Source organism: Marinobacter sp. C1S70 (assembly GCF_000475355.1).
GTDB classification, from domain to species: Bacteria; Pseudomonadota; Gammaproteobacteria; order Pseudomonadales; family Oleiphilaceae; genus Marinobacter; species Marinobacter nauticus.
On record NZ_AXBW01000073.1, the window covers coordinates 324,646 to 338,173 of the forward strand.

The 13,528-nt window shown below is 59.4% G+C and carries 12 protein-coding genes; 7 read left to right on the forward strand and 5 right to left on the reverse strand.

The genetic code is table 11. The features are described 5' to 3' along the window. Nucleotides 1-2 precede the first annotated feature (2 nt). From Q669_RS16920 to panP, 4 genes are all read left to right on the forward strand, one after another. Nucleotides 3-632, forward strand: a complete 630-nt coding sequence (locus Q669_RS16920) for a TetR/AcrR family transcriptional regulator (RefSeq protein ID WP_022993190.1) — start codon at nt 3-5, stop codon at nt 630-632. Nucleotides 633-634: 2 nt separating this feature from the next. Next, entirely contained in the window at nt 635-2,326 is a 1,692-nt protein-coding gene (locus Q669_RS16925) for an isovaleryl-CoA dehydrogenase (protein WP_011786991.1), read from the forward strand. A 209-nt stretch (nt 2,327-2,535) separates the two neighbouring features. Next, nucleotides 2,536-2,883, forward strand: coding sequence for a DUF503 domain-containing protein (locus Q669_RS16930; protein WP_011786992.1), 348 nt, complete (start codon nt 2,536-2,538; stop codon nt 2,881-2,883). A 182-nt stretch (nt 2,884-3,065) separates the two neighbouring features. Then, nucleotides 3,066-4,742 carry a pyridoxal-dependent aspartate 1-decarboxylase PanP gene (panP, locus tag Q669_RS16935; protein WP_036149907.1) on the forward strand — a complete coding sequence of 559 codons (1,677 nt, stop codon included), beginning with the start codon at nt 3,066-3,068 and terminating at the stop codon, nt 4,740-4,742. 75 nt (nt 4,743-4,817) lie between these two features. Here the strand turns inward: panP and Q669_RS16940 are convergent, their stop codons facing one another. Both Q669_RS16940 and Q669_RS16945 read right to left on the reverse strand, forming a co-directional pair. Beyond that, a complete protein-coding gene (locus Q669_RS16940; protein ID WP_031210303.1) occupies nt 4,818-5,084 on the reverse strand; it encodes a hypothetical protein in 267 nt (88 codons plus the stop codon). A gap of 100 nt (nt 5,085-5,184) precedes the next feature. After that, nucleotides 5,185-6,750 (reverse strand): inorganic phosphate transporter, encoded by a 1,566-nt coding sequence (locus tag Q669_RS16945; RefSeq protein ID WP_022993193.1) that lies wholly within the window; start codon nt 6,748-6,750, stop codon nt 5,185-5,187. A gap of 195 nt (nt 6,751-6,945) precedes the next feature. On the opposite strand from Q669_RS16945, the gene Q669_RS16950 reads away from it, so the two are divergent. The 3 genes from Q669_RS16950 (at nt 6,946) to Q669_RS16960 (ending at nt 11,223) form a co-directional block, all read left to right on the forward strand. Further along, a complete protein-coding gene (locus Q669_RS16950) occupies nt 6,946-8,040 on the forward strand; it encodes a GGDEF domain-containing protein (RefSeq protein WP_022993194.1) in 1,095 nt (364 codons plus the stop codon). Between the two features lie 67 nt (nt 8,041-8,107). Then, on the forward strand, nt 8,108-8,554 hold the full coding sequence (locus Q669_RS16955) for a flavodoxin (RefSeq protein ID WP_011786997.1): 447 nt from the start codon (nt 8,108-8,110) through the stop codon (nt 8,552-8,554). A gap of 107 nt (nt 8,555-8,661) precedes the next feature. Beyond that, nucleotides 8,662-11,223 carry an EAL domain-containing protein gene (locus tag Q669_RS16960; protein ID WP_036149935.1) on the forward strand — a complete coding sequence of 854 codons (2,562 nt, stop codon included), beginning with the start codon at nt 8,662-8,664 and terminating at the stop codon, nt 11,221-11,223. Here the strand turns inward: Q669_RS16960 and tesB are convergent. The 3 genes from tesB to Q669_RS16975 form a co-directional block, all read right to left on the reverse strand. Continuing rightward, the gene (tesB, locus tag Q669_RS16965; RefSeq protein WP_011786999.1) at nt 11,190-12,050 is read right to left on the reverse strand and encodes an acyl-CoA thioesterase II; all 861 of its coding nucleotides are present in this window, start codon (nt 12,048-12,050) and stop codon (nt 11,190-11,192) included. The two genes, Q669_RS16960 and tesB, sit on opposite strands and share 34 nt — an antisense overlap. A 125-nt stretch (nt 12,051-12,175) precedes the next feature. Beyond that, nucleotides 12,176-13,333 carry an NAD(P)/FAD-dependent oxidoreductase gene (locus Q669_RS16970; protein WP_022993196.1) on the reverse strand — a complete coding sequence of 386 codons (1,158 nt, stop codon included), beginning with the start codon at nt 13,331-13,333 and terminating at the stop codon, nt 12,176-12,178. A gap of 15 nt (nt 13,334-13,348) precedes the next feature. After that, entirely contained in the window at nt 13,349-13,516 is a 168-nt protein-coding gene (locus tag Q669_RS16975) for a rubredoxin (RefSeq protein ID WP_008173532.1), read from the reverse strand. Between the last annotated feature and the right edge of the window lie 12 nt (nt 13,517-13,528).

Sequence of the window (13,528 nt, forward strand, 5' to 3'; positions counted from 1 at the left end):
GCATGGCCTACCGCGAAACTGAAAAAATGCGCCAGCGCAAAGCCGAAGCGCGGAAAAAGATCATTGAATGCACCTGGGAGTGCGTATCCGAAGGCGGCTTCCGCAGCGCACGCATTACCCGCATCGCGGGGCTGGCCGGCGTTGCCACAGGCACTATCTACCGCCACTTCGAGTCACGGGAGGACCTGTTTGCAGAAATCTTTCGCCTGGCCACCCAACGTGAAGTCGACAAAGTCGCCGAAGCACTCGCGGTAGGCGGTAGTGCGGTTGAACGCCTGGACAACGCTCTGCGTCAGTTCGCTCGCCGGGCCCTGAAAGGCCCGATGAAAGCCTGGGCACTGATTGCCGAGCCGGTAGACCCGAAAGTGGAAGAAGAGCGACTGGTGTATCGCAAAGCCTACGCCAGCCTGTTTGAACAAGCGATCCGGAGCGGCATAACCGAAGGCTGCATACCGGATCAGGATGCCCGCCTTACCAGCACCTGCCTGGTTGGCGCCATCTCGGAATCCCTGGTGGGGCCGCTGTCACCGACCCAGACAGAAACACCACCGGGACACGACAACAACGAAGATGAGCTGGTCGACACCATCGTTTGCTTCTGCCTACGGGGGTTAACCGGCACCAGGAGCTAACCATGAACAGCCCGCAGCGCAAGACCGAGTCCAACGCCGACAGCCACTATCTGTCAGCCACTCACGAGGTCATCAACCAGCCCCGACCGCTGGAAAACTATAACCTCTACGAACAGGACAGCGCGCTCCGGGAAGCCGTATTGCGAGAAGGCGCCGGCCACGCCAGCGAAGACCTCAGCCGCTTCGGCGCCTGGGCCGGCAAGGCCGACACCATCGAGCTGGGCAACCTGGCGAACGCCAACAAACCCAGCTTTCGTACCCACGACCGCTACGGCCACCGGGTAGACGAAGTCACCTTCCACCCGGCCTACCATGAACTCATGCGCGTGGCCTTGGAAAACGGCCTGCACAGCTCCCCCTGGACCAACCCGGGCAAAGGCGCCCACGTGGCCCGGGCCGCCAAGTATTACCTGCACTCCCAGGTGGAAGCCGCTCACTGTTGCCCGGTCACCATGACCTTCGCGGCCATCCCATCCATCCAGAACCAGCCAGACCTGGCCAAACTCTGGGCCCCGAAAATCCTGGCCAACGAATACGACAGTCGCAACGTGCCAGACGGCGACAAAACCTCCGTCACCATCGGCATGGCCATGACCGAAAAACAGGGTGGCAGCGACGTGCGCGCCAACACCACCGTGGCCTACCCGACAGGACGGGAAGGTCCCGGACAGGCCTACGAACTGGTCGGCCACAAATGGTTCGTTTCCGCCCCCATGTGCGACGCCTTCCTGGTACTGGCCCAGACCACCAATGGCCTGTCCTGCTTCCTGATGCCCAGATGGCGCCCGGATGGCAGCAAGAACCCCTGGCAGGTACAGCAACTCAAGAACAAAATGGGTAACGTTGCCAACGCCTCCAGCGAAGTGGAAATCCGCGGTGCGCTGGCATGGATGGTGGGCGAGGAAGGCCGCGGCGTCAGAACCATCATCGAAATGGTCGCCATGACCCGCTTCGACTGCATGATTGGCAGCGCCGCCGGCATGCGCCAGGCCGTGGCACAGGCGACGCACCACTGCCACAACCGCAGCGCCTTCGGCGCAACCCTCAGCGACCAGCCGCTGATGCAGAACGTCCTGGCCGACCTGATCATCGAAAACGAAGCCGCCCTCGCCTACACCATGCGCGTCGCACGGGCCATGGACAACCAGAACAACGAACACGAACGCCTGCTGGCCCGCCTGGCCACCCCCGTCGGCAAATACTGGATCTGCAAACGCACCCCCAACCACGCCTACGAAGCCATGGAATGCATCGGCGGCAGCGGCGTGATGGAAGACTGCATCATGCCCCGCCTGTTCCGGGAATCGCCGGTCAACGCCATCTGGGAAGGCAGCGGCAACGTCCAGTGCCTGGACACCCTGCGCGCCCTTCAGAAAGAACCCGAAACCCTCGACGCCTTCTTCAAAGAAACGGCCGAAGCCCGTGGCACCGACCGCCGCTTCGACCAGTACCTGGCACAACTGCAACACGACTTCGCCGACATCAGCGATTTCCAGTACCGGGCCCGCAACCTGGTCGATCGCATGGCCCTGGCCATGCAGGGCTCCCTGCTGCTGCGCTTTGGCGACAAAGACGTCGCCGACGCATTCTGCGCCTCACGCCTGCAAAGCGGCGGTGGCATGAACTACGGCAACCTGCCCTCCGGCACCAACCCGGCGGCGATTATCAAACGGGGGACGCCTGTAGTAGGCTAGAGGAAACTCAGTCCGCTAGGCGCACCAGTAAGATGCCAGCAGACTGACAAGACTCCCCTTGCGAGGTTTGTGAACCGGCGGGGGATGGCTTTCCAAAAATTTGCGGAGCCAGGGATGGCGGAGCAGAAGCGCCACAAGGATGTGCCGAAGGAGCGGTTTTTGGAAAGCCATCCCCCGCCGGTTCCTGCACCAACACGCGGTATCGGACCATGTCAGAAGCCCTTAGAAAACTGCTGAAAGAAGGCAAAACCCCACAACAGCACCAGGATATTACCCCCCACGTAGGCGTCCTCACCCTGCACTTCCAGCTCTACGGCTGCGAAGACCTGAAAGCCAAACGCAAAGCCTTCACCGCCATGAAGGCCATCTGGGGCAGAGAACCCGACCTCGCCGTCGCCGAAACCGCCGACCAGGAAGCCCTCGACTGTGCCACCTGGACCATCGCCGCCCTGGGCGCCAGCGCCCAGCAGATCACCCAGCGCCTTGACCAGGTGGAAAAAGACATCCAGGACCGCATCGACGCCGCCATCCTGGATGTACACCGGGAAATCCTCTAACCCGGACCAGTGGCCCGCCAGGCATGGCGTCATTGCCTGACAGGTCTTATACTACGCAGCCTCAGGGAACCAATGCCCCGCTTGGCGGCTGGCAGACATTTTTCGCAACCGGGCCTCGCCCGGCTCCATCCGACGGGTTTCCGGAACCAACCCATCGGATACCACTGAATGTGTGTGGTGCTATGACCGGAAAGAAAAAATCCGCCCAGGCCTCATTAGAGGCAATGTATCGCGTGTTCACGGTGCCCGAAGCGCCGGAGTCGACCCTGAGCCGGATCGACCAGGACATCTCCCGTAACCTGGCCGGATTCCTCCAGGAGCACATCGTCGCCATCGAACGGGACCTGTCCGAAGTCGAGAAAGACTTCTCCGACTACGTCATCCCGGAGAAACCTGTTTTTGTCTCCGAGCAGACCCAGTTCCTGCTCGACAAACTGGTGGCCAACTCCGTTCATACCGCGTCACCCGCCTTCATCGGCCACATGACCTCGGCACTGCCCTACTTCATGCTGCCGCTGTCGAAGATCATGATCGCCCTGAACCAGAACCTGGTGAAAACCGAAACCTCCAAAGCGTTCACGCCCATGGAACGCCAGGTACTGGGCCAGATACACCGGCTGGTGTACCAGGAAGACGGTTCTTTCTATCGTAAATGGATGCACGATCCCCGGCACGCCCTGGGCGCCATGTGTTCCGGCGGGACGGTCGCCAACCTCACCGCCCTGTGGGTGGCTCGTAACCGTGCCTTCCCCGCTGAAGGCAGCTTCCGCGGTCTGCACGAAGAAGGCCTGTTCCGCGCCCTGAAATACTACGGCCATGAAGGCGCCGCCATCGTCGTGTCCAAACGCGGCCACTACTCCCTGCGCAAAGCCGCCGACGTACTCGGTCTTGGCCGGGACGCCCTGGTGCCAGTGGAAACCGACGAATTCAACCGCATCCAGACCGACGCCCTGCGCGACAAATGCCTGGAGCTGCAGAAGCAGAAGATCAAGATCATGGCCATCTGCGGCGTGGCCGGCACCACCGAAACCGGCAACGTCGATCCGCTGGATGCCATGGCCGACATCGCCCGGGAATTCGGCGCCCATTTCCACGTCGACGCCGCCTGGGGCGGGCCAACCCTGTTCTCCCGCACGCACCGGCACCTGCTGCGCGGCATCGAAAAGGCCGACTCGGTAACCTTCGATGCCCACAAGCAACTGTATGTACCGATGGGCGCCGGCCTGGTGGTCTTCAAGGATCCCAGTCTGGCCAGCGCGGTAGAACACCACGCCCAGTACATCATCCGGAAAGGTTCCCGGGACCTCGGCAGCACCACCCTGGAAGGCTCCCGCCCGGGCATGGCCATGCTGATCCACTCAGGCCTGAAAATCCTCGCCAGAGAAGGCTACGAAATTCTCATCGACCAGGGCATCGACAAAGCCAAAACCTTTGCCAACATGATCGATGAACAACCGGATTTCGAACTGGTCACCCGCCCGGAACTGAACATCCTGACCTACCGCTATTGCCCGGAAGATGTACGCCAGGCACTGGCCATGGCCGATGAGCTGCAGGCAGAAAAGATGAATACCTGCCTGAACCGCATCACCAAATTCATCCAGAAAACCCAACGGGAACGCGGCAAAGCCTTCGTCTCCCGAACCCGGCTGGAGCCAGCCCGTTACTATCACTTCCCGTGCATTGTGTTTCGGGTGGTTCTGGCCAACCCGTTAACAACGCCGGATATTCTGGAAGATATTCTCAGGGAGCAGAGGGAACTGTCGAAGGAAGATGGGATTGCCGATGAAATGGCCATCCTGCACCAGATGGCTGCGGCGGTTTTGAAGCAGAACCAGAAAGAGGCCAGGCAGGCCTAGTGCTTCCGGAATACAGCTCCGCGGCGTGGGGCGGGGCGGGGCTTGTGGGAGCCCCAACCTACTCCAAAGCCAGAATCAGTAAAGCGCCTCTTCGTCATCCAGCACCTCGTGCAGGATTTCCAGAAACATCTTGTCGGCCTCACTCCAGCTCTCCGGAATCCGGATCGTGGTATTGGCACTGATCTCACGAGCCATCAGCTCATCGGCATTGGCCTCGCCCTTGTACTTGCGGGCAATCTCCATGGATTTCACGGCAATCGTCGGATCGCTCATCACTTTCTTGATGAACACCCGCAACTCTTCAATCATCCGCGCCTGACGGCTCTCGACAGATGAACTCATGTTGTACTCCCCGAATATGGATAGCGACAGGCCACGCCTGCCGGATGCATTACCTATAGTATGGACAAAGCGCGGGGCCATCACCAGCCCCGCACAACGGTCAGACCATCAGGCCACGCAGAGTGAAGAACAGGAACGCCGCCATAATCGCTGACGCCGGCACGGTAATGATCCAGGCCGCGGCAATCTTTACCAGATGGGAGCGCTTGACCATCTCCTCGCGGTAAATCTTCTTCAGGCGCTTGCGCTCCGACTTGGACAAAGGCACCTGCTGCTTTTTCTTCTTCGCCTGCTTCAGCAGCTTCTCCATTTCCTCCACAGAGGCATTACGGAAATCATCCAGGAACGGCTTGAGGCGCTCCTGATCGGTCGGGTCATGCTGTTCGATGATCTTGTGCAACTGGGTCGCGTAGTTGGATTTCAGGTACTCACGCAGGAAGCCGACACCGAAAACGCCGCCAATGGCAATGTGGGTGGAACTGACCGGCAGGCCAAGCTGGGAAGCCAGAATCACCGTCAGTGCCGCAGACAGTGCAATACAGAAAGCCCGGGTCTTATCAAGCTCAGTAATCTCGGAACCCACGGTTTTAATCAGGCGCGGGCCGAACAGCATCAGCCCGACCGCCAGCCCCAGAGCACCTACCAGCATCACCCAAAGCGGGATCTTCGCTGAGGTAACCACACCACCACCGGCCTGAATGGCGTCATTGATGGCCGCCAATGGGCCAATGGCGTTAGCCACGTCGTTGGCGCCGTGGGCAAAGCTCAGCAGGGCCGCGGCGAAGATCAACGGCCAGGTGAACAGGGCATTCACTCCCTGCGCACTGTTTTCCATGGTCGAGGCTTTGCGGCCCACGAGGGTGCGCATCACGAAAAACACCACACCCGCCACAATCAGGCCGATCACCGAGGCTTCCACCATATCCACTTTGACGATCTTCTTGACGCCCTTGATCATCAGATAGGTGGCAAAGGCCCAGGCCATAATCGCCACCAGCCAGGGCACAAAGGTACGGGCAGAAGACACCAGATTCTGGCGGTACAGTACGGTTTTCTTGATTGCGAACAGGAACAACGCCGCCAGGGCACCGCCGAGCACCGGCGAGATCACCCAGCTTGCAGCAATTTTGCCCATCACCGCCCAATCGGCAATGGCCCAGCCCCCGGCCGCAATACCAGCCCCCAGGACACCGCCAACGATTGAGTGGGTGGTTGAAACCGGCGCACCCATCCAGGTGGCCAGGTTCAGCCACAGGGCGCCAGCCAGCAGGGCCGCCGTCATTAACCAGACAAAGGCGCGCGGATCTTCCAGGCTAGTCGGATCAATTATTCCACCCTTGATGGTCGACACGACATCGCCACCGGCGATCAACGCGCCGGCCGCCTCGAATACCGCAGCAAGAAGAACGGCAGCCCCCAGCGACAAGGCGCCGGAGCCCACCGCCGGGCCGACATTGTTGGCCACATCGTTGGCCCCGATATTGATCGCCATATAGCCCCCGATAACGGCGGCGGCCATCAATAACATGGCGTTAGGCAGGCCCTGGCTGAAGGAGCCAACCACAAGCCAGACACAAAGAAGGAAAAGTACGCTAAGTCCGACCCTGTACCGTTCCGTGGAGGGGCTGGTGAGAAGGTTATCCAGAAAGCTGCTGGAACGGGCCATACCAATTGATTCTCTTGTCTTGTGGACAGAAGGGGTTTCGGCAGTATTCGCCGGGGGCAAACTATAAATTTTTTGCCATCAAATTGAAACAAATCCCGGTTGATGGCCCCCTTCACAATCCTGATAGTTAATGCTGCAATTCAGATGGTTTTTGACGCATAATTCCGGAAAATATGTCAAAAAGAACAACAGTTAATGACGAATACCAGCCAAATCCAGTCCAGCGAGCATGAAGAGCTGCAGATCTCCCGGCTGCTCAATGGCCTGTCAGCCATGGCGGTCCTGTTCCTGGCCGGTATCGGTGCCAAGGCGTGGTATGCCGAGCATTATATGCACGCATGGGTGCTCTGGGCATTTGTTGTTCCAATTGTCGCCAATATAGGCTGGTACGCCTGGCGCCGGGATCGAACGGTACAGAAAAGGGGACTGCTGGTCATTGTCGGCCTGCTGTTTACCTACCTGATTGCCTCCGGCGGCGAGGGCAACACGGGCCCACTCTGGTTCTATGTGTTCCCACCGTTGCTGTTCTACCTGACCAGCCTCAAGGGTGGCACCGCCATCCTGCTGTTCTGCTACCTGCTTGCCGTTCTGGTTTTTCAGTTTCCCGATATGCCCGGCGTCAGTGCCGAATACAGTACCGACTTCAAGATCCGTTTCTTCGCCACGCTTACCTTTGAGTCAATCTTCTGTTTCGTGCTGGAAGCCGGACGTTTACGGGCCCGCAACAAACTGGTGGCACTGGCCCAGGCCCACGAACACGCTGCCCGCACCGACGAACTGACCGGGCTGGCCAACCGGCGGGACATGCAGGGCCGTCTGAACACCGAATTCTCGCGGTTCGAGCGCTCCGGCCACCATTTTTCCGTTGTGCTGATCGATCTGGATCTGTTCAAACGCATTAACGATGATTTCGGCCATGATGCCGGCGACGAGGTCTTGCGCCAGTTCGCCGATCTGGTCCGGCAAATGGTCCGCCAGTCGGATGTGGCTGCCCGCTGGGGCGGCGAAGAGTTTCTGCTGCTACTGCCCGACACCACCTTGCTGCAGGCCCTCACACTGGCTGAGCGCCTGCGCGCCGAAGTGGCGGCCACCCGTTTTCACCACCGGGAACAGACCCTGCCGGTCACCATCAGTGCCGGGGTATGCTCGATTTCCAAATCCGGATCGATCAACGAATTACTCAAGCAAGCAGATGTGCAGCTCTACAACGCCAAGGAGAGCGGTCGGAATCGAATTTCACCCCGGGTAAGGAGCCAGGACACCGGGTCCAGCCCTCAGACGCCGGCTTGAGCCGAACCCGCCACGCCATTACTATCTGCTCCCGAATATTCCCACCCCACCAACACAGGCAGTGGTCATGGCAGCAATCCGCATTCTAACCGGCAGCGTTTACGGGGGCGCCCTGCTGACAGCGCGCCGTATCAAGCAGGAACTGGAACCCGAAGGGCATACCGTCACGGTTCTGGAGAATCCAACTCTGGCCGATATCAGCGACAACCACGATGCCTTGCTGGTATGCACCTCCACCACCGGCCAGGGAGAAGTCCCTGCCAACCTGTTACCGTTTTATCTGGATTTGCGCGAACAACTTCCCCAACAACCCGGCCGCCCCTTTGGCGTGATCGTGCTGGGCGACAGCTCCTACGGCGATACCTTTTGCGGTGCCGGAGATCTGATGGAAGAGGCGCTTTATGAAACCGGCGCCCGCAAGGTCGGTGACACTCTGCGGATTGATGCGCTGGAAACTCTGGAGCCGGAGGCCGAGGCCCTGCCCTGGGTACGGAACTGGATTAACGGCATTTGACCAATAATTACACAAGTTACCAAAAGTCTGCCGGTTACGACTTGAGCCGCCTCAGACGACAGGCCATACTCAGGCCATAACGACAAGAACGGTAACCTGTGATTCTGATGCAACTGGCCCGATCCCTGGCAGCCCTGCTGATTCTTCTGGCGCTTTCGCTTCCCGCTATGGCTGCCAGTGATGGCTATATTCCAGCCATTGAGTACCTGAGACTGGCGCCGGACGACCAACGCAGCCCGCAACAGGCTCTGGAATCCGGCGACTGGCAAATCCTGAACGAACAAACGCCTAATTTTGGTTACACCCGGGACCAGGTCTGGCTGAAGTTCCCCATCACCCGGCCCCAAACCACCAATCTCCTGGAGATCACCTACCCGCACCTGGACCGGATCGATTTCTATCTGTTACGGGACGGCGAAATCCAGCTGAACTACCAGACCGGTGACCGCATGCTGTTCTCGGAGCGCCCGGTGGAGCATCCGCATTTCCTGTTTCCGTTCCAGCTTGAAGCCGGTCACGACTACCGCATCTTGCTGAGAATCGACACCGACGGTGCCATGCAAGTGCCGCTCAGGCTGTGGAACAATCGCAGTTTTTTCGAGAAGACCTCCGTAGAAAGCCAGGTTCACGCCCTGTACTACGGAATCCTGATTACCGCCATCTGCTTCAACCTGTTTGTATTCCTGGCGCTCAGGGAGTCGATCTACCTCTATTACGTACTCTCGACTCTGGGCTACCTGATCCTGATCGGCACCCTGAACGGTATTACCTACCAGTTTATCTGGCCCGCGCTTCCTGGCCTGCAAAGCAACGCCATGGTCCTGTCCATACCACTGGCCTTGCTTTTCACACTCATGTTCGCCAGATCCTTTCTGAAACTGGAGCAATGCAGCCCCCAACTCGATCGACTCATACTCGGCACTATCCTGCTAAACGGCGCCCTGGCTCTTGCTCTTGCCACAACTGTGATTGACTATGGCACGGGTATCCGACTGGCTGTCGCTCTGGCCATGCCGAGTTGCCTGCTGTTAACGGTTGTCGGACCGATACAGTGGGCCAGAGGCAATCCACAGGCGGTTTACTACACTCTGGCCTGGGGGGCCGTCACTCTGGGCAGTGCCATTACCGCCGCCAATAAGTACGGTCTGATTGCCACCAGCTTCTTCTCTGTGTATGGCATGCAGCTGGGCTCGGCCTTCCAGGCCATACTCCTCAGCCTCGCCCTTGCCATCCGGATATATCACGAACGCCAGGCGAAAGTGCTGGCCCAGGAGGCTGAACTGAAGGCGCTTGAAGCCCGACGCGCGGCCGAACTCCGGCTGATGGACCAGGCCCTGCATCATCCGCTCACCGGCCTGCCTAACCGCAGCAGCTATGAAATGCGCCTGAACGAATTGATCCGGAGCCAGCGCGGCAAACGCTTCGGCGTGGTCATTATCCATCTGGACAACCTGTATGCGGTCACCAAGACCCTGGGCCACCGCAACACCGACCGCATACTGGAGCTGGCCTCCAAACACTACAACGCGGTGATCAAGGATGTACCTGGGGCCATCTCTCTGGAGCAGACCGACAACCGAACCTTCTTCCTGGCCAGCCTCGACCCGCAAACCTTTGCCTTTGTGGTGGATGCTGACCAGGCGCTGTCGGTACCCAGAATCGTGCTGCGCAGCATTGAAGAGATCCGCTACCCGGTAGATTTCCTTGGCATGCAGGTTCCCCTGAACCCGCAACTGGGCGTGGCTTTCTACCCGACTCACGGAAACGATGCCAACACCCTGATTCGCCGGGCGGTGATCGCCGAAGGTTCTGACCGCGCCCGAGACCGCGGAATTGCCTACTACAAATCCTCCCGGGACTCCTACAGCGCCGACCGACTGACTCTGGTCTCCGACCTGCGCCACGCCATCGATCACAACGAGCTGACTCTGTTCCTGCAGCCCAAGCTGTGCCTTCGTACCCGCGCTATTACCGGATTTGAGGCACTGATTCGCTGGCCAGGACGGGAACAGCCGGTTCGGCCCGATGAAATCATCGCAGTGGCCGAACAGACCGGCCTAATCAAACCGCTGACGCGCTGGGTACTGAAAGAGGCCCTGGAAATGCGCGGGCGGCTGCTGGAGATCGGCTGGGATGCCGGAATCGCCGTCAACATCTCGCCCAACAATCTACGGGAACCGGATTTTGCCGTGTTCGTGCAACGGTTGATGCAAAGCTACCAGATCCACTCCGGGGCCATCACCTTCGAGGTCACGGAGACCTCCATGATGCAGGACCCTACCAATTCCCTGCGGGCGCTGAATGCGCTTGATGCCGCGGGCATTCCGCTCTCCATTGACGACTTCGGTTCCGGCTATTCATCCCTGTCCTACATCAAGCAATTGCCAGCTGGAGAAATCAAGATCGACCGTTCGCTGATTACCGATATCGCGGAACGGGAGCAGGACAGAGTGATCGTGCGCACCACCATCGATATGTGCCACAGCCTCGGCTACACCGTGGTGGCCGAGGGGGTGGAGGATGAGGAAACCCTGTCACTGCTGCACGACATGGGGTGCGATCTGGTACAGGGCTACTTCCTAACCCGACCGCTACCCTTTAACGAAATGGTTGACTGGCTCGGCAACTACAATCCTCAGGCCTTACGCTCCCGGATCAGTGCTTCCTGAGTGGTGGAGGCCACCAACACACCATCCCGGGTAAAGAAATTGCCCCGATTGAAGCCCCTGCCCGCCGATGCACTCGGACTGTCCTTGTCATAAAGTAGCCAGTCATCCATACGGAAATCCCGATGAAACCAGATGGCATGGTCCAGGCTGGCAACCTGCATGTTCTTGCTCATGAAGGTGCGCCCGTGAGGAGTCAGGGACGTCCCCAGAAACGAGAAGTCAGAGGCATAAGTCAACAGACACCGATGCAGTACCGGGTCATCCGGTAAAGGTCCGAGGGCCCGAAACCAGTTCTGGCGATGGGGCGGGCGCTTTTCCGGCTTGAATGGATTCATCGGGTCTACCGGACGGATCTCTATGGGCCGGTCACGGGTCAGCATGTCCCGCATTTTCTCCGGCACTTTATCTGCGATCAGCTTGCCCCAGTCCTGCTCCGACTTGAGCGTATCGGGGTCCGGCGCTGCCGGCATGGCAACCTGATGGTCCAATCCGTCTTCTGCGACCTGGAACGACATGGAACCGGTCAGGATTTCCTTGCCGTCCTGACGGGCAATCACCCGGCGCACCGAGAACGTGCCGCCATCCCGAACCCGCTGAACTTCATAATCGATCGGCATGCTGTGATTGCCAGGGCGCAGAAAATAGGCGTGCAGGGAGTGGCAGAGGCGATTTTCGACGGTCCGGCTGGCCGCCATCAGGGCCTGCCCCAGAACCTGCCCCCCGAATACATGCGGAAAGCCCAGATCCTCACTGTCGCCCTGAAAATGATCGTCTCCGATCGGGGAAAGATCCAGCAACTCCACCAGTTTTCGGGTTACATCCAGCATGCGCGCTCCTGTCTTTTGTTAGCTCACGAACGGGTTTTCTACCCCAGACAGGAAAATTTCGCAACGGCTGAAACTGCCAAAGACGGCAATCGGCTACCAGCCAACCTCACTGGTAGCCGCAGGCTTCAGTCCCGGTGAATAGGAGGAACTTCCTTCGACAGTGTCTGCTTTTCCAGAGCGAACCGGCCGGTCACTGCGAAGCCAAGCGTGTCGCCGTCCGGGCTCCGGAACAAGGCTTTGACGTCAGCCCCGTCCTGTTCCACCTGCCATTCGCCCTCGGCATCCATCGGCGGTGGGCAGACTGCGGTCGGGCAACAGGGTGTTTTTACCATCACCGGCATGGTGCCGTAACTGACTTCCGTGCGCGCACCGGCCAGTGTTTTCGCCAGCGCCCGGGCACAGGCCATCAACGGCAGCACATAGAGCAGAACGCGCCCATCCACTTCGGCACAGTCGCCCAGGGCAAAGACATCCGGTGCGGACGTTTCCAGAGCCCGGTTCACCTGAATACCCCGGCCGGAACGGATCCCGGCTTCGCGGGCCAGTTCAGTGCGGGGGCGCAGCCCCACTGCAGACACAACAAGGTCGGCCTGGAGTTGCTCACCATTACCGAGCGTCAGCTCGACACCACTGCCCTGCTTCTCTACCCGCTCAACCACCGTCCCCAAATGAAACCGCACCCCAAGCCTCTCCAGCTCGGCCTGCACGGCACCGGCGGCTGCCTCCGGCAGCAGGCTGGGCATCAGAGATGAGTCCGGGGCGATAACGTCCACTTCGTAGCCACCATTGCGCAGATCATTGGCAAACTCACACCCGATCAGGCCCGCCCCCATAATCGCGACCCGCTTGCCCTCGGCGAGGGCTTTACGGAAGGCACGGTAATCCATCAGGTCGTTGATGGAATGAACCCGGTCCTGCGCGTTACCATCCAGACTCAGGCGGATGACGTCGGCGCCCCAGGCCAGAACCAGCTTGGCATAACGTATGCGCTGGTCGCCCAGTTTGAGCTCATGGGCATCGGTATCAATGCCCGTAACCGTGGACCAGGGACGAATTTCCACCCCCAGCTGCTCGGCCATAGCCTCAGGGTTGGCCTGGGCCAGACCATCCGCATCCTTGTCTTTGGTAAAGCCGGTCGACAACATAGGCTTGGAATAGCTGACGCCGTCGTCGGCAGTCACCATAATGACCGGGGTTTCCTTATCCAGTTTGCGAAATTCCCGTACCAGTGAGTAACCCGACAAACCGGTACCAACGATCACAATAGGTGTCTGCTCGGTCATGACTCTGTCCTGCCTTTAGCCGATTTCGATCATTTCAAAATCTTCCTTGCCCACACCGCAGTCCGGGCAAACCCAATCCTCGGGCACATCTTCCCATTTGGTGCCAGGCTCAATACCGTCCTCCGGCCAACCCTCGGCTTCATCGTAAATCAGACCACACACCACACACTGCCACTTCTTCATAACTAGCTCCCA